Source organism: Streptomyces sp. NBC_00461, assembly GCF_036013935.1.
Lineage (GTDB): Bacteria > Actinomycetota > Actinomycetes > Streptomycetales > Streptomycetaceae > Streptomyces.
This window is the reverse complement of sequence record NZ_CP107902.1, coordinates 9304011-9319592: the sequence shown is the minus strand read 5'-3', so window position 1 is coordinate 9319592 and position 15582 is coordinate 9304011. Positions and strand designations below refer to the sequence as shown.

General features: G+C 71.6%; 15 protein-coding genes. 8 read left to right on the top strand and 7 right to left on the bottom strand.

Annotated elements, in window-relative coordinates:
* The first annotated feature begins 78 nt into the window (after nucleotides 1–78).
* Nucleotides 79–1077, top strand: a complete 999-nt coding sequence (locus OG870_RS43070) for a LacI family DNA-binding transcriptional regulator (protein WP_266527632.1) — start codon at nucleotides 79–81, stop codon at nucleotides 1075–1077.
* 80 nt (nucleotides 1078–1157) lie between these two features.
* The gene (locus tag OG870_RS43065) at nucleotides 1158–1946 is read left to right on the top strand and encodes a YqjF family protein (RefSeq protein WP_266587253.1); all 789 of its coding nucleotides are present in this window, start codon (nucleotides 1158–1160) and stop codon (nucleotides 1944–1946) included.
* A gap of 11 nt (nucleotides 1947–1957) precedes the next feature.
* On the opposite strand, the gene OG870_RS43060 is transcribed toward OG870_RS43065, so the two are convergent.
* The gene (locus OG870_RS43060; protein WP_406349729.1) at nucleotides 1958–2476 is read right to left on the bottom strand and encodes a hypothetical protein; all 519 of its coding nucleotides are present in this window, start codon (nucleotides 2474–2476) and stop codon (nucleotides 1958–1960) included.
* A gap of 156 nt (nucleotides 2477–2632) precedes the next feature.
* Here OG870_RS43060 and OG870_RS43055 point away from each other — a divergent pair, with 156 nt between their 5' ends.
* The 6 genes from OG870_RS43055 to OG870_RS43030 all read left to right on the top strand — a co-directional run bounded on the left by OG870_RS43055 (nucleotide 2633) and on the right by OG870_RS43030 (nucleotide 9856).
* Nucleotides 2633–3919: an MFS transporter gene (locus tag OG870_RS43055; RefSeq protein ID WP_266587251.1), complete on the top strand. Its 1287-nt coding sequence runs from the start codon at nucleotides 2633–2635 to the stop codon at nucleotides 3917–3919.
* Nucleotides 3920–3952: 33 nt separating this feature from the next.
* Nucleotides 3953–4186, top strand: a complete 234-nt coding sequence (locus OG870_RS43050; RefSeq protein WP_266587249.1) for a hypothetical protein — start codon at nucleotides 3953–3955, stop codon at nucleotides 4184–4186.
* A gap of 63 nt (nucleotides 4187–4249) precedes the next feature.
* Nucleotides 4250–6631 (top strand): excinuclease ABC subunit UvrA, encoded by a 2382-nt coding sequence (locus OG870_RS43045; protein ID WP_266587247.1) that lies wholly within the window; start codon nucleotides 4250–4252, stop codon nucleotides 6629–6631.
* A gap of 124 nt (nucleotides 6632–6755) precedes the next feature.
* A complete protein-coding gene (locus tag OG870_RS43040; protein ID WP_266841808.1) occupies nucleotides 6756–7631 on the top strand; it encodes an AraC family transcriptional regulator in 876 nt (291 codons plus the stop codon).
* Between the two features lie 72 nt (nucleotides 7632–7703).
* Nucleotides 7704–8198 carry a VOC family protein gene (locus tag OG870_RS43035; RefSeq protein ID WP_266841806.1) on the top strand — a complete coding sequence of 165 codons (495 nt, stop codon included), beginning with the start codon at nucleotides 7704–7706 and terminating at the stop codon, nucleotides 8196–8198.
* 131 nt (nucleotides 8199–8329) lie between these two features.
* Nucleotides 8330–9856, top strand: a complete 1527-nt coding sequence (locus OG870_RS43030; protein WP_266587242.1) for a purple acid phosphatase family protein — start codon at nucleotides 8330–8332, stop codon at nucleotides 9854–9856.
* On the opposite strand, the gene OG870_RS43025 is transcribed toward OG870_RS43030, so the two are convergent.
* From OG870_RS43025 to OG870_RS43000, 6 genes are read right to left on the bottom strand one after another with little or no spacing between them, the layout of a single operon-like run.
* Nucleotides 9816–10448, bottom strand: a complete 633-nt coding sequence (locus tag OG870_RS43025) for a hypothetical protein (RefSeq protein WP_266526384.1) — start codon at nucleotides 10446–10448, stop codon at nucleotides 9816–9818. The two genes, OG870_RS43030 and OG870_RS43025, sit on opposite strands and share 41 nt — an antisense overlap.
* Before the next feature lie 5 nt (nucleotides 10449–10453).
* A complete protein-coding gene (locus tag OG870_RS43020) occupies nucleotides 10454–11323 on the bottom strand; it encodes a carbohydrate ABC transporter permease (protein WP_266526386.1) in 870 nt (289 codons plus the stop codon).
* Nucleotides 11320–12264 carry a carbohydrate ABC transporter permease gene (locus OG870_RS43015; protein ID WP_266526388.1) on the bottom strand — a complete coding sequence of 315 codons (945 nt, stop codon included), beginning with the start codon at nucleotides 12262–12264 and terminating at the stop codon, nucleotides 11320–11322. Before OG870_RS43015 ends, OG870_RS43020 begins: the two co-directional genes overlap by 4 nt.
* Complete coding sequence (locus OG870_RS43010) at nucleotides 12261–13544, bottom strand: ABC transporter substrate-binding protein (protein ID WP_266526390.1); 1284 nt, start codon at nucleotides 13542–13544, stop codon at nucleotides 12261–12263. Before OG870_RS43010 ends, OG870_RS43015 begins: the two co-directional genes overlap by 4 nt.
* A gap of 57 nt (nucleotides 13545–13601) precedes the next feature.
* Nucleotides 13602–14384, bottom strand: coding sequence for a cupin (locus tag OG870_RS43005; RefSeq protein WP_266526392.1), 783 nt, complete (start codon nucleotides 14382–14384; stop codon nucleotides 13602–13604).
* Nucleotides 14378–15316, bottom strand: a complete 939-nt coding sequence (locus OG870_RS43000; RefSeq protein ID WP_266526394.1) for a PmoA family protein — start codon at nucleotides 15314–15316, stop codon at nucleotides 14378–14380. The genes OG870_RS43005 and OG870_RS43000 overlap by 7 nt, the downstream gene beginning before the upstream one ends.
* Nucleotides 15317–15582: the final 266 nt, after the last annotated feature.

The window sequence follows — 15582 nt, the reverse complement described above, 5'->3', positions numbered from 1 at the left end:
CGGATCTCCGCACCTGCGGGCGGTGCGCAGCGGGGTGGCTCCGGCGTGCCGGGCGGGCGCCGCAAGCAGCGTGTCTCCATGGCCGACGTCGCCAAGCTCGCGGGCGTGTCGTCGCAGACCGTCTCGCGTGTCTCCAACGGCCATTCCGGAGTGATCACCTCGACCCGGGAGCAGGTGCTCGCGGCGATGCGGGAGCTGGGCTACCGGCCAAACAGCGCCGCACGCGCCCTGCGCTACGGACAGTTCAACACCATCGGCGTGATCCTCTTCAGCCTGTCCTCGACGGGCAACAGCCGTACCGTCGAGGCGATCGCCACGCATGCCGCGGACGAGGGGTACGCGATCACGCTGATCCCCATCGACGTCCCGACCCAGGACAACGTGCTGGGGGCCTTCACACGCATGGGCGAGCTGGCCGTCGACGCCGTCATCGTCATCATGGAGATCCATCTGCTCGACACCGCCACGGTGCAGCTGCCGCCCGGCGTGCACGTGGTCGTCGTGGACTCCGACGCCGGCGACCGCTACAGCGTGGTCGACACGGACCAGGCCGACGGAGCGCGCAAGGCCGTCAGCCATCTGCTCGACCTGGGCCACCGAACGGTCTGGCACGTGACCGGCCCCGAGACGTCCTTCGCCGGCCAGCGTCGCACCCAGGCCTGGCGGGCCGTCCTGGAGGCGGCGGGACGTCCGGTGCCGCCGCCCCTGCACGGCGACTGGTCGGCCGAGTCCGGCTACAGGGCAGGTCTGGCGCTCGCCGGGCAACCCGGCTGCACGGCCGTGTTCGCCTCCAACGACCAGATGGCGCTGGGGCTGTTGCGCGCCTTCCACGAACGGGGTCTGACCGTGCCGACGGACATCAGCGTCGTCGGCTTCGACGACATCCCCGACGCCGCCTTCTTCGTCCCGCCCCTCACCACCGTCCACCAGGACTTCGCCGAGGTCGGCCGCCGCTGCGTCCAGGGCGCCCTCCAGCAGATCCGCGCCCACGGCGGCTCGCAGGCGGGCACCGAACTCGTCCCGACCACCCTGGTCGTCAGAGACAGCACCGCCGCGCCGCCCGGCCGGCCTCGATGACTGTGCCGTTGCGCACAACGCCGCGAGACCCGGGCCCGTCCGAGCGGTCGGCCGTCGCGGGCGTGCTACAAGGCTGGACCATGGAGACCGAGCCGATCACGCCGTCCACCCCGCGACCCGTGCGCCGGCCGGCGCTGGTGCAGGGCTGGCACGAACTGACCTTCCTGCACTGGCCGGTGGAGCCGGAGCGGGTGGCCGCTCTGCTGCCCGCAGGGACCCGCCCGGACACCCTGGACGGGGTCACCTATGTCGGCCTCGTGCCGTTCCTGATGCGCGGCGTGGGCCTCGGCCCCGGGCCGGGTCTGCCGTATCTCGGGACGTTCTGCGAGACGAACGTGCGGCTGTACTCGGTGGACGGGCAGGGCCGCCGCGGAGTCGTGTTCCGCTCGCTGGACGCGACCCGGCTGCTGCCCGTGCTGATGGGCCGGTTCGGCGTACGCCTGCCGTACGTGTGGTCGTCGATGCGCCTGCGCCGTGAGAACGGCGTGCTCACCTACACCTGCCGTCGCGGACGACGCGCTGGGCGAGGGCCCACGAGCCGGGTCGTGGTACGGCCCGCCGCGGCGATAGCGCAGCCCACGGCCTTGGAGCTGTTTCTCACCGCCCGGTGGGGCATGCACGTCCCGTGGCACGGCCGCACCGTGCACCTGCCGAACGAGCACGCGCCGTGGCCGCTGCACCGGGCCGAACTCCTCGATCTGGACGACGACTTGATCACCGCGGCCGGCCTGCCGCCCATGCCGCAGCCGCCGGTCAGCGTGCTCTACTCGCCAGGTGTGACGGTCCGCTTCGGGGCGCCGTCCACCGTGCGGCCGACCCCGGCCCCGGGCCGTCAGTGCCCCGGCAGGCAACGGTCGCCGGGGCACTGAAAGAGCCGCCCCTACGACGCGCTCGGGACCGCCGTCGGGCCCCCGCCGCCCAGTTGCTCGATGGTCCCGCCGAGCCTGAGCCGGAACGTCTCCAGCGTCTTCGGCTCCGCGCTGACGACCCAGCGGGAGCCGACGAGGTACTTGCCCCCGTACATGGCGGCGCTCTCGAGCCAGACCTGCTGGAACCTGGCCTCGGGGAAGGTGGTGATGAGGTAGTCGGACGTCTTCGTGTGGCAGACGCCCTGGCGCAGTTCCGCCGCCTCGACCCGGATCCTGGCCTTGCAGCCGGTCAGGCCGGCGATCACCTCGACCTTCGCCGATGCCACAACTCCCGCCTCCGGAGCGGCTGTTACCGCCGTCTCCGCCGTTCTGGTCGGCTTGGAACGTGCGGCGTCGTCGTCCTCTCCTGCCGTGCAGGCGGCGGCCAGGGGAAGAAGGGCCAGGCTGCCGGCCATGGTCGCGCCGCGCACCAGCCGGGTCGTGGGCGGGATGCGTACCGTGCGTCCTCGTGATGGCTGCTGCGGTGACACGTGCGTCTCCCTGTCGGCGCAGTTCCGCCCGGCCCGGACGGACAGGCGTACCACAGGGGTACGAGTGAACACCGACGGCTGTTCACCGGCCCCCGGAGGCAGGACGATCAGGAAACGAGAAGCGCGGGCCCCCCGGCCGGGCCTAGCGTGACCTCGGTGATCCGACGTCTCGTTCCCTCCGCCTACCGGCCGGTCCTCGCCGACCGGGTGTTCCGGCGGCTGATCCTCGGCTTCGGCGTCTCCGGCCTCGGGGACGGCATGAGCTTCGTCGCGGTGGCGTGGCTCGCCATCGAGCTCGCCCCGCAGGCGAGCGCGGGGCTGTGGGTCGGTGGCGCGGTCGCCGCGTACACCCTGCCCGGTGTGGTCGGCGCGCTGGTGCTCGGCCGTCGACTGCGCCGGGTGCCGGCCAGGCGGCTGCTGATCGCCGACAGCGTGGTGCGCGGTGCGTTCCTCGGTGCCGTGCCGCTCGCCTGGTTCACCGGACTGCTGTCGCCGCCGCTGTACCTCGTACTGCTCGCGGTCTCGTCGCTGCTGCACGCGTGGGGCAGCGCGGGCAAGTACACGCTGCTCGCCGAGCTGCTGCCGGAGGACCGCCGGCTCGCCGGGAACACCCTCGTCAGCTCGCTCACCTTCGCGGCCACGATCGCCGGGCCCGCCGTCGCCGGTGTGCTGGTGACGTACGCGAGCTCCGCGCTCGTGCTCGGCCTGGACGCCCTCACCTACGTGTTCCTCGTGGTGCTCGTCGTGCGCACCCGGCTGCCGGAGTCGGGGCACGTCTCCCCCGTCGACCAGGCGGCCGCGCGCGGCGGGCTCGCCCTGCTGCGCTCCCGTCCCGAGCTGCTCGGTCTGCTGACGCTCACCTGGTTCTTCAACCTGCTGTACGGCCCGGTCGAGGTGGCCCTGCCGCTGCATGTGACCGACAACCTGCACGCCCCCGGCACACTCCTGGGCGTGTACTGGATGCTGTTCGGCTTCGGCGCCGTGCTCGGCTCGCTGGCCGTCGGCGCGCTGCGGCGGCTGCCCCTGTGGCCCGTGACGGTCGGCATCGTGATCGCCTGGGGGTTCTCGCTGCTGCCGTTCGCTCTGGACGTGCCGACGGCCGCCACCGTCGCGTGCTTCACGCTCGGCGGTGTGATCTACGGGCCGTTCGTGGCGCTCTCGGTGACGCTCATGCAGACGAAGTCGCCACCGCAGCACCTGGCCGCGATGCTCGCGGCCAACAACGCCGTGCTGCTCACCGCCTCGCCGCTCGGCACGGCGCTCGGCGGACCGCTCATCGCGGCGTTGGGCCCGCGGGCGACACTCGGCGGATCGGGGCTCGCCACGGTGGCGCTGGGCGCCACCGCGTGCCTTCTGCTTACGGCCCGGCGCTGGGAGCGCGGTCCGAACGGGTTCCGGAACCGATCAGGAATCGAGAAGCGCCGGTCCGTGGGCCGCGGATAACGTGACCGCAGTACCACGACCTCAGGAGTGACCATGGCCGGCTCACCCACTCAGGGAATCAAGACCGTGCTGCAACCCGGTGACCGACATCGCGGCCGCAAGGGAGGTGTACGCCGCCCTGCCGGCCGTGCCCCGGCGAAACTCGCCGAGGTGACCGCCGTGGGTGCCGGCGTGAAGAAGCCCGCGCACGACGTCGGCGGTGGCCGTCCGGTGGCCACGTTCACCGACCCCGACGGCAGCGTCCTCGGGTTGCCGCGGGACCGCTGAGCCCCGATCCCGCCGCCGGCCACCGACGCCCGTACCCGCCCCGGCCCGACAGATGGAGAGACGATGACCACGGCCAAGAGGACGGACTCGCAGTCGCCCGCGCTGCACGCCGCCGACAGCCACGACCTGATCCGCGTGCACGGCGCGCGCGAGAACAACCTCAAGGACGTCAGCATCGAGATCCCGAAGCGCCGCCTGACGGTGTTCACGGGTGTCTCCGGTTCGGGCAAGAGCTCCCTGGTGTTCGACACCATCGCCGCGGAGTCACAGCGGCTGATCAACGAGACCTACAGCGCCTTCGTGCAGGGCTTCATGCCGAGCCTGACGCGGCCCGAGGTCGACGTCCTGGACGGTCTGACCACTGTGATCAGCGTCGACCAGCAGCGGATGGGCTCCGACCCGCGCTCCACGGTCGGCACCGCCACCGACGCCAACGCGATGCTGCGGATCATGTTCAGCCGGCTCGGCAAGCCCTACGTCGGCCCGCCCGGAGCGTTCGCCTTCAACGTGCCCTCGGTCTCGGCTGCCGGTGCGATCTCCGTGGGCGGCGGCGCCAAGCAGAAGGTCACCTTCAACAAGGTGGGCGGCATGTGCCCGCGCTGCGAGGGCCGCGGTGCGGTCTCCGACCTCGACCTGACCCAGCTCTACGACGACACCAAGTCGATCAACGACGGAGCCTTCACCATCCCCGGATACACCGGCGGCGGCTGGAACTCCCGGCTGTACGCGGAGTCCGGCTTCTTCGACCCGGACAAGCCGATCCGCGGGTTCACCAAGAAGGAACTGCACGACCTCCTGCACCGCGAGCCGACGCGGATGAAGATCGCGGGCATCAACATGACCTACGAGGGTCTGATCCCGCGCATCCAGAAGTCGATGCTGTCCAAGGACAAGGAGGCGATGCAGCCGCACATCCGGGCCTTCGTGGAGCGGGCGGTCACCTTCACCACCTGCCCCGACTGCGAGGGCACCCGGCTCGCCGAGCACGCCCGTGTCTCGAAGATCAAGGAGATCTCGATCGCGGACGCCTGCCGGATGGAGATCCGGGATCTCGCCGACTGGGTGCGCGGGCTCGCGGAGCCTTCGGTGGCGCCGCTGCTCACGGCGCTGCAGCAGACCCTCGACTCGTTCGTCGAGATCGGCCTCGGCTATCTCTCCCTCGACCGGCCCGCGGGCACCCTGTCGGGCGGCGAGGCACAGCGCGTCAAGATGATCCGCCACCTCGGCTCCTCGCTCACCGACGTCACGTACGTCTTCGACGAGCCGACGGCGGGCCTGCACCCGCACGACATCCAGCGGATGAACGAGCTGCTGCTCAGGCTGCGGGACAAGGGCAATACCGTCCTGGTCGTCGAGCACAAGCCGGAGGTCATCCAGATCGCCGACCACGTCGTCGACCTCGGCCCCGGCGCCGGTACGGCGGGCGGCACCGTCTGCTTCGAGGGCACCCTCGACGGACTGCGCGGCAGCGACACCGTCACCGGCCGCCACCTCGGCGACCGGGCCTCGCTCAAGGACGCGGTGCGCAAGTCCACCCGCGCCCTGGAGATCCGCGGCGCGAAGGCGAACAACCTGCGTGACGTCGACGTGGACGTCCCGCTGGGCGTGCTCGCCGTGATCACCGGCGTCGCGGGTTCCGGGAAGAGCTCGCTCGTGCACGGATCGGTGCCCGAGGAGCTCGGGGTGATCTCGGTCGACCAGAGCCCGATCCGGGGTTCGCGGCGCAGCAACCCGGCGACGTACACCGGTCTTCTGGAGCCGATCCGCAAGGCGTTCGCCAAGGCCAACGGCGTCAAGCCCGCGCTGTTCAGCGCCAATTCCGAGGGCGCCTGCCCCACCTGCAACGGCGCCGGGGTCATCTACACCGACCTGGCGATGATGGCCGGGGTCGCCAGCACCTGCGAGGACTGCGAGGGCAAGCGGTTCGACGCGTCGGTGCTCGAATACCGACTCGGCGGCCGGGACATCTCCGAGGTGCTCGCGATGCCGGTGTCGGAGGCGCTGGAGTTCTTCGCCGAGGGCGAGGCGCGCACCCCGGCCGCGCACAAGGTCCTCGAACGCCTCGCGGACGTCGGGCTCGGCTATCTCACCCTCGGCCAGCCGCTCACCACGCTGTCCGGCGGTGAGCGGCAGCGCCTGAAGCTGGCCACGCACATGGCGGACAAGGGCGGCGTCTACGTGCTCGACGAGCCGACCACCGGCCTTCACCTCGCCGACGTCGAGCAACTCCTCGGTCTGCTCGACCGGTTGGTGGACTCCGGCAAGTCCGTGATCGTCATCGAGCACCACCAGGCGGTCATGGCCCACGCCGACTGGATCATCGACCTCGGCCCCGGCGCGGGTCACGACGGTGGCCGCGTCGTCTTCGAGGGCACCCCGGCCGACCTCGTCGCCGCCCGCTCCACCCTCACCGGCGAGCACCTCGCGGGGTACGTGGGCGCCTGACGCGAGGCGCCCCCACGTCCCGGTCGGCCTGCCCCTGCCCAAGGGTGAAGGCCGACCGTGGCCGCATGGACGCCGGCGCTCTCCCGGCCGGGCGCCTGGCCTCCTGGAGGGAGCAGCCGGGCCCGTGGCGCGCGAGAATGGCCCCATGGGCGGCGAGATCGTGGACGAGTCGGTGCGAGGAGTGCCCGCGCCGCCCCTGCGGGGGCTGGTCGGGTGGTACTCCGGCTACCGTCAGCGCGGCATCCCGCACGGCCGGCACCGAGGACTGCCGTCACCGTGGCTGACACTGATCATCACCCTCGACGAGCCGTTGACCATCGCCGCCCATCCCGATCCGGGCGCCGCCGGAGGTGACTATCCGACCCTGCTGGGCGGCCTGCACCTCACGCCCGCGCTCATCGAGATCCCCGGACGGCAGTCCGGCGTCCAGGTCGCGCTCAGCCCACTCGGCGCGCGCGTCCTGCTGGGGCTGCCCGCGGGGGAGCTGGCCGGGACCGACCTGCACGCCGACGACGTGCTCGGCGCCTGTGTGCGCGAGGTCCACGACGAGGTGCGCGAGGCAGCCGACTGGGCGGCCCGGTTCGCCGTCGTCGACGACTGGCTGATGCGGCGCATGTCCCTGCACGACCGTCCGGGGCCGGCCCCGGCCGCTCCGGTGGCCGGTGCCTGGCAGCGGTTGCTGGCCGCCGGCGGTCGGCTGCGTGTCGACAAGCTCGCCGCCGACACCGGCGTCAGCGAGCGGCATCTGCGGAACCGCTTCCGCGCCGAGATCGGTCTCACCCCCAAGGCGGCCGCCCGCGTCATCCGCTTCGACCTGGCACGACGCCGTCTGGCCAGCCGGCCGGGCCGGCCCGACCTCGCGGGACTCGCCGCCGACTGCGGCTACGCGGACCAGTCGCACCTCGACCGCGAGTTCGCCGCGCTCGCCTCCTGCACGCCGAGCGACTGGCTGGCGCAGGAGTTCCGAAACATCCAATCCGGGCACTGCCCGCCCGCGTGACGCTGGTGATGTCGGCCGGCCACGTCGGGCGGCCGATCCAGGCAGGCACCCGCGAGACGGAGGCACACCACCATGCCCAGCACATCCGACACCACCAGCACATCCGACACCACCAGCACGTCCGACACGACCAGTTCCGATACCGCCAACACATCCGGCACCGCCGGTCAGCCCCCCGCCCCGCAGGTCTGGCCCACCCTGCGTGCCCACGACGCCCGGGCCCTGATCCGCTTCCTCGTCGACGCCTTCGGCTTCGAGGAGACCGTGGTGTACGGCGAAGGAGACCTGGTCCAGCACGCCCAGCTCAGCTGGCCCGAGGGCGGCGGCGTCATGCTGGGATCCGTGCGCGAGGAGCAGGAGCCCGGTACCGGCCCGACGCCACCCGGAGCCTTCAGCGCCTACGTCGTCACCGCCGACCCGGACGCCGTCCACGCCCGCGCCAAGGCCGCCGGCGCCGAGATAACCGCAGACCTGCACGTCACCGACTACGGCTCCCGCGACTTCGCCGCACGCGACCCGGAAGGCAACAGGTGGAACTTCGGCACCTATCGTGGCGAACCACGCTGAACCGCACGGCGTGAGTTTGCCCACGCCGCCCCGGTGTGCCATGGGGGCCGACCAGGGAGTTGTCGCACGCCGTACCCTGCCCCGCCGCGGACGTCACAGCCGTCGTTCACCGCGGGCGGGCACACTTGGGCATGCGCTGCTGCCTGTCCGCTCCCCTCGCCGCCCTGCAGACCCTGCCCGATCCCTGTCAGGTCCTGCGGTCCGGCGCCCTCCTCACGCCCGCCCTGCTGCGGGCGGCCGCCGACGCCCTGCGCGGCCCGGCGGGCCGCGGCAGGCACCGTCACCGCGACGGCCTGGCCGCGATCCATCTGGAACTCGTCACCCTGGCCGAGGACCGCGCCGTCATCACCTGGTACACGGGAGTGCCCGGCAGCGACGACGGCCTGGGCCACATGCTGCCCGCCGTCACGGAGGGCGAGGTCGTCTACGGCACCCACCCCGGCCGCCTCAACCGCGTCGCGGCGGAGGACGGACCGGTGGCGCACCACTACGTGGAGCTCACAGACCTGGAGCCGGGGCAGACGTACTACTACCAGGCCCGCTCGCGGGGTGTGGCCGCGACGCCCACCCCGCTGCATCTGGTCCGCGGCAACGCCGTCGGCACCAACCTGCACGGCCTCGGCTCGGGCGGTGGCCCGTACTCGTTCACCACACCGCAGCCGCCGCCGGGGCGGCATCTGCTGTCTGTCGCGCTCTGCAACGACCTGCACCTGGGTGAGACCACCGCCGGTCTGGTGACCGGCGTTCCCCTGCTGCGCGGGGTGCGGCAGGAGCAGGGTCTGGCGCCGTATCCCGAGATCATGAGCCGGGCGGTGGTCGAGGAGGCCCGGCTGCGGGGAGCGGACGTGCTGCTGGCCGCCGGGGACATCTCGGCCGGCGGCGGGGCACAGGACCTCGCCGAGGCCAAGCGGATCCTGGACGGTTTCGGCATCCACGGCCGGGACTACTTCGTCGTCCGCGGAAACCACGACCGGCCCGGACACGGCAACTGCCGCTCCTGCGCCGACGGTTGCGGCGACTCCTTCCGCGACGGGTTTCTCGACGGCGACGGGCCGTCGTACTTCTCACGCGACCTCGGCGGCCTGCGGATCGTCGGGCTCGACACCTACGAGAAGGACGGGAACGGCGCCGACTCGGGCGGCCTCGGCGGTGAGCAACTGTCGTGGTTCCGGGCCCGGTTGAGGGAGGCCAAGGACCAGCCCACCGTGGTGTTCGGGCATCATCCGCTGGCCGTGCGGGACTCCGTCTTCCCGGTGACGGGCGGGCAGCGCCTCGGCCGTCGTCAGGCCCGTTCCATCCTCGACGCCTATGCCGGCGCACCCGGCGTCTTCCTCCATCACGCGGGCCACACCCACCGCAACAAGCGCACGGTGCTGCCGCAGGCCCCGCACGTCACAATGCAGGAGGTCAGCGCGGTCAAGGAGTACCCGGGCGGTTTCTGCCTGGTGCGGATCCATTCGGGCGGGTTCGCCGTCAACCACTACAAGGCGCGCGGTGCCGCGGCCCGCGAATGGGGCGAGCGCAGCCGCCGCGTGGCCGCGGGGCTGTGGCCGCATCATGCGCTCGGCCGCTCGGTCGCGGACCGCAACAGCATGACGGTCCGCGACCTGTCCGGCATCACCCGCCCGGCGAACCGGCTTTCCCTACAGGCTCTTTGAGCATCGAAGCGGCACACCGCACGTCGACTGCCGTGAGCGCCAACGCCAGCGGGCCGGGCACCAGGAACGCCAGCGGAACCAGCATCCATGCACACAGGGCGGCCGTCGCCACCGCGAGAAGCACCAGGCCGCTGCCGCCCACGTCTCGTGCCGCATCCCGCGCGGCGGCGCGCAGGGCGGCCGGCCAGTCGTCGAGGGACTCGGGACGTGCGCAGGCCCTGAGGGCGACCAGCGCGGCGCACCCGCCGATCCCTGCGGCCGCCACCGCGAAGAGGGGCGCCCCGGGCAGCCCCGCCCCCGCCAGCGCCAGGTCCGCGGCGAACAGCAGCGCACCCGCCAGGGCGACGGCCCCCGCCACCAGGTCGCCCGAGCGCAGGCGCCGCCGCAACAGGGCGAGGTAGCGGCCCGCGGTGACGGGCCGGTCCTCCCGTGCGCCCCGCAGCACCGCGCATGCCGTCGACAGCGCGGCCGGCGCGGTCACCAGCGGCAGACAGGCCGCCGCCGTGGCGAGGCCGACGCTGAGCATGTCGGCGAACAGGGTCATGCGTGGCCCGAAGACCTCACCCGGTTCGCGCGTCCGTGTGTCGCTCATGCCGCTCACCCCTTCAGTCCGGAGCTGGCCATGCCCTCCACCAGGAACCGCTGGAAGGCGAGGAAGAACAGCACGATCGGCAGCAGCGCGATCACGGACATGGCGAACATCGGGCCGAACGCCGACTGGCTGGAGGCGTCCACGAACGACCGCAGCGCGAGCGTGAGCGTGAACTTGTCCGGGTCGAAGAGGTAGATCAGCTGGGTGAAGAAGTCGTTCCAGGTCCAGATGAATGTGAAGATCGCCGTGGTGATCAGGGCGGGGCGGGTCAGTGGCAGGATGACCTGGAAGAAGCTGCGGAAGGGTCCGCAGCCGTCGATGCGCGCCGCCTCCTCCAACTCCCTCGGCAGCCCGCGCATGAACTGCACGATCAGGAAGACGAAGAAGGCCTCCGTGGCGAGGAACTTCGGCAGGATCAGCGGCCAGTAGGTGTTCACCAGGCCGAGCTTGTTGAAGAGGATGTACTGCGGGATCAGCACCGCGTGGTGCGGCAGCATGATCGTCGCGATCATGAAGGCGAACATCGGCCCACGGAAGCGGAAGCGCAGCCGGGCGAAGGCGTAGGCGGCGAGCGAGCAGCTGATGACGTTGCCGATCACCGCGCCGCCCGCGATCAGCAGCGAGTTGCCGAGCAGCCGCCAGATGGACACGTCGTTCACGCCGTCCAGGGCGGTCTTGTAGTTCGACCACTCCAGGTGGCTGGGCAGCAGGTCGAGGCTCGCGATGACCTCGTCGGCGGGTTTGAGCGAGGTGGCGAGCAGCCAGGCCAGCGGGTAGAGCATGACCAGCAGGGCGGCCAGGCAGCCGAGGTGCACGGCGATCCTGCCCCAGCGAACGGGCTTGCGGGGCATGGCAGTTGAGGCTGTGGTGGTCATCGGTCCCCCTCGGAGGCGTAGAAGACCCAGGAGCGCGAGGTGCGGAAGAGCACCGCGGTGACGGCGCCGATGACGAGCAGCAGCACCCAGGCCATGGCGGAGGCGTAGCCCATGTGGGAGGCGACGAAGCCCCGGTCGTAGAGGTAGAGGGTGTAGACGAGGGTCGAGTCGGCGGGGCCGCCCTTGCCGCCGCTGACCGCGAAGGCGGGCGTGAACACCTGGAAGGCCTGGATGGTCTGCAGGACCAGGTTGAAGAACAGCACCGGGGACAGCATCGGCACCGTGACGGACAGGAACTGCCGCCAGGTGCCGGCCCCGTCCACGGCTGCCGCCTCGTACAGTTCGGCGGGTATCTGCTGCAGGCCGGCCAGGAAGATGACCATCGGCGCGCCGAACTGCCATACCGTCAGCAGTGCTACGGCCACCAGCGACCAGCCGGGCCTGTTGACCCAGCCGCCGGTGCCGAGCAGGTTGTCCACGGTGCCGCCGTCGTTGAAGACGGCCCGCCAGACGAGGGCGACGGACATGGACGCGCCGAGCAGCGAGGGCGCGTAGAAGGCGGATCGGTAGAAGCCCTTGCCGCGCTTGAGGGTCTTGAGGGCGAGCGCGACGACGAGGGCGAGCGCGAGTTGCAGGGGCACGGCGATCACGACGTACGTCAGGGTGGTGACGACCGACCGCCAGTACCGCGGGTCCTCGGTGAACATCTGCGTGTAGTTGCGCAGGCCCACCCAGTGTGGCGCGTTGAACAGGTCGTAGTCGGTGAAGGAGAGATAGAGGGACACGGCCATCGGCAGCAGCGTCAGGACGGTCGCGCCGAGTACCCAAGGGGACAGGAACACCCAGGCGGCGCCCTCGCGTTCACGCTTGGGGCGGCGCGTGGGGGCGGATGCGGGGCGGGGCGGTCGTGCGGTGGGTGCGGGGATGTCGGTGGTGGTCATGACCTCAGCTCCGCCTTCGCCTCGGTGACGTAGTTCTGGGCCGCCTCGCGCGGCGACATGCGCTCGTACGACACCTGGTCGTAGTCGCGCTGGAAGGTGGTCTGCAGGGCGTTGTCGCCGGAGGGCGGGGCCTGCGGCGGGTTTTTCAGGGTTCCTTCCAGGGACGTCTGGAAGTCGGCGACCGTCTTGTCGAAGTCCTTCAGCTGCGAGGCGGTCCGGTTGCGGACGGTCTCGTTGACGGGGATGCCGCGGGTCGCGCCGAGGATCTTCGCCGCGTGTCCGTCGTTGAGGAGGAAGTCGATGAGTTCGGCGGCCTCCTTGCGGTGGCCGGTGTGGGCCCCGATGCCGAGGAACATGGACGGTTTGAAGTACTGGCCGGGCGTGCCGTCCTCGCCCGACGGCATCGGTGCCAGCGCGACGCCGCCCTTGACGAGCGCGAGGTAACCGCTGGACGGGGCATCCCAGTTGAAGTCGGCGGTGGCCTTGCCGCGGCCGAGCGGGGTGTTCTCCACGGAGCCGTCGAGCTGGGTGGTCTGTCCGGCCGGGGAGACGGCACCCTCCCGGCGGAGCCGGTCGGTGAAGGTCCACCACCGGGTCAGATCGCCTGCGGTGAAACCGAGTCCGCCGTCCTTGGTGTAGAGGCTTTTGCCCCGGCCGCGCAGCCACACCTCGAAGGCGTCCTCGCTCTGGCCGGGGTCGGTGGCACCGGGCCTGCCGGTCCTCCTCGCCAACGCCCTTACGTCGTCGGCCCATTGGCTCCAGGTCCAGCCCTGTTTCGGCAGGGGCACCCCGGACGCCTTCCAGGCCGCCACGTCGTAGACGACGGTCTCGGTGCCGCGGCCCTGCGGGACGGCGTACTGGGTGCCGTCCACCCGGCCGGTGGCCAGCAGGCCCGCATCGATCTCGCCGGTGCGCAGATCGTCCTTGACCTTCCCGAGGTCGAGCAGGACGTGTCCGGAGGCGTACTGGTCGATCTGGCGGTAGTCGAGCTGCATCACATCGGGTGCGTCGCCTCCCGTGGCCTGGATGGCGAGCTTCTGCTTGTAGGCGTCGTATCCCGAGAACGACGTCCGTACCTGCACATCGGGGTGCTGTTTCTCGAACAGGGCGACGGCCTGCTCGGTGCGTGCCGCGCGGTCGGGGTTGCCCCACCACGTGTAGCGCAGCACGACCTTGCCGCCGCCCGCCGACTCCCCGGGTCCCCCGCAGCCGGCCAGTACCGCGCAGAGCGCGAGTGCGGCGGCCGATGCGCAGAACCCCTTTGTCCTGTGTCCGGGCATGCCGAGGTCACCTCTTCCTCTCCTCGGGTTTTCGGTCGGAACCCCCCTGGCGTTCCCTCACCCACCCTGCTGACGCGGCTGCTTGACCTCGTACGGCAGCGTCGTCCCCGGGAGCGCGTACTCGTCGCGGCGGCCGCACATGCCGAAGCCGCCGAGCCGGGTGGGCGCGGCCTCGTACGCGGTCGCGTCGGCGAGGTGCACGGGCTCACCTGCCGCGAGGGCGTCGAGCTGGGCCCCGGTGCGCTCGGCGGTGGCCAGCGCGCCGGCCTGCCACAACTCGCGCCAGCGTGGCACCTTGTCGCGCACCAGTCGGGCGGCGGCCCGCTGGAACTCCAGATACGGTCCGTCGTCCCCGGCGACGAGCGCTTCGCGCAGGGCGAGGTAGCCCTCGACGGCGAGGTCTCTGCGGCGGCGCGCGGCGGCCTCGGTCTCAACTCCCGTACCGGGCGGCAGCGTTGCCGCGGCCGCGTACGTCCCGGGGTCGGCGAGCACCTCGGGCGGGAAGGTGAAGACGGCGTCGCCGGCCTCGGGCAGGCCGCTGTTCTGCATCAGCACGGTGATGCGCAGACCGCCGCCCTGCACCATGCGATGGACGGTGCCCGGAGTGAACCAGGCGACCGAGCCCGGCTCCAGCGGGATGTCCCGGTAACCGTCGGGGCTCAGTGTCTGCACCGCCCCGCGGCCGCCGGTGACGACGTACGCCTCGGTGCACACCAGGTGCAGATGCGGGCTGCCGCCGCACACCCCGTCGGCGGCCTCCCAGTCGTAGGCGCTCAGATGGGAGAGGCCGACCGCGCCGGGCAGCGGGTGGGGAAGGGCGGGCTTGGGGTCGTTCACCACGGCAGGCCCTCCAGGTGGGTGCCGACGCGGTCGCGGTCCCAGGCGCCGTCGGCGACGACCACCCGGTAGCGGTAGCCGAAGGACGCGCCGGGTGGCAGCTCGAACTCCTCGAAGAACGCCCAGGAGAACGCGACCGTGGGGATGGGTTCGGAGCGCACGAACCAGTGCGACTCGTGGACGGCGGACTGCTCGTCGAGGTTCTCGGGCGCGTGCGCGAACACGAGCGTGGAGTGCGCGTCCACATCGTCGTGCTCGGTGGTGAAGGCCAGCCAGGGGCCCTGCGTGCCCATCAGCTTGGCCGCGTCCACGCCCGCTCCCCCGTCGGTGTCGGGACCGAAGGCGGTGCCGCCGGTGAAGTCGCGGGGACCGCGCCACTGCAGCCCGGTGTAGCCGGCCAGCTCCCGGCCGGCCGTGGTGGGCGAGCCGAACACGAGTGGCACGTCACGGGTGTTGGTGAGACGGATCGACCAGTCCAGGGCCCAGGCGCCGGCCTCCTCGTCGACCGAGTGCACGACCAGCCCGCGCTCCTCGCGCGCCCATGCGCCGCCGCCGTTCTCCACCCAGGTGAGGGCCTCGGTGAAGGCCAGCCGGTCGTCCTCGACCGTGAACTCGGGGAAGCCGTCGTGCCGCATCGAACCGACGCGGTCGGGCAGCCGCAGGTAACCCTCGCCGTGCACATAGCAGTTGCCGCCCCAGAAGTTCTGCCCGGACAGATGACTCGCCGTCATCTGCAGGCCCTTGTGCCAGCGGTGGTCGCTGGGGCGGTAGCCGGTCACGGTGCGGCCGGCGAGGGTGCGCAACGGGTGGGCGTAGGGCTTGCGCGCCTCGAAGGCATCGGGGTCGGGACGGTAGACGTAGCGGAGGATCTCGGTGCCGTCCGGCACAGCGACCGCGATGTGGTCGCCGTACGCGTGACTGACGCGGATACTCATGCGCGCTCCTTCGGGGCCCAGTGGGGGTGGTCTCCGTGCATCGCCGGGTGGAACGGGTCGCCCGGTGTGCGGCGGGCGGGGTGTGGGGGCATACGGCGCTCCTTGAGCGGGCGACGAACAGCACACGCAGAAAGCGCTTGCACTCGAAGGCGACCCTAGGTGCGAGTGCATGTCAGGACAACCCCCATGCACCGAAGTCCAGCAGATCAGGAAGAAGATCACGGAGAAGGCCGTAGAGGCCATGGAGAAGATCGCGGAACAGACCG

What these genes read in the sequence shown, in the direction of transcription:
- OG870_RS43050 (WP_266587249.1), top strand. Translation starts at nt 3,953, where the DNA reads ATGGCCGGCTCACCCACTCAGGGAATCAAGACCGTGCTGCAACCCGGT.
- OG870_RS43070 (WP_266527632.1), top strand. Translation starts at nt 79, where the DNA reads ATGGCCGACGTCGCCAAGCTCGCGGGCGTGTCGTCGCAGACCGTCTCG.
- OG870_RS43015 (WP_266526388.1), bottom strand. Translation starts at nt 12,264, where the DNA reads ATGACCACCACCGACATCCCCGCACCCACCGCACGACCGCCCCGCCCC.
- OG870_RS43020 (WP_266526386.1), bottom strand. Translation starts at nt 11,323, where the DNA reads ATGACCACCACAGCCTCAACTGCCATGCCCCGCAAGCCCGTTCGCTGG.
- OG870_RS43045 (WP_266587247.1), top strand. Translation starts at nt 4,250, where the DNA reads ATGACCACGGCCAAGAGGACGGACTCGCAGTCGCCCGCGCTGCACGCC.
- OG870_RS43000 (WP_266526394.1), bottom strand. Translation starts at nt 15,316, where the DNA reads ATGAGTATCCGCGTCAGTCACGCGTACGGCGACCACATCGCGGTCGCT.
- OG870_RS43010 (WP_266526390.1), bottom strand. Translation starts at nt 13,544, where the DNA reads ATGCCCGGACACAGGACAAAGGGGTTCTGCGCATCGGCCGCCGCACTC.
- OG870_RS43030 (WP_266587242.1), top strand. Translation starts at nt 8,330, where the DNA reads ATGCGCTGCTGCCTGTCCGCTCCCCTCGCCGCCCTGCAGACCCTGCCC.
- OG870_RS43035 (WP_266841806.1), top strand. Translation starts at nt 7,704, where the DNA reads ATGCCCAGCACATCCGACACCACCAGCACATCCGACACCACCAGCACG.
- OG870_RS43025 (WP_266526384.1), bottom strand. Translation starts at nt 10,448, where the DNA reads ATGAGCGACACACGGACGCGCGAACCGGGTGAGGTCTTCGGGCCACGC.
- OG870_RS43065 (WP_266587253.1), top strand. Translation starts at nt 1,158, where the DNA reads ATGGAGACCGAGCCGATCACGCCGTCCACCCCGCGACCCGTGCGCCGG.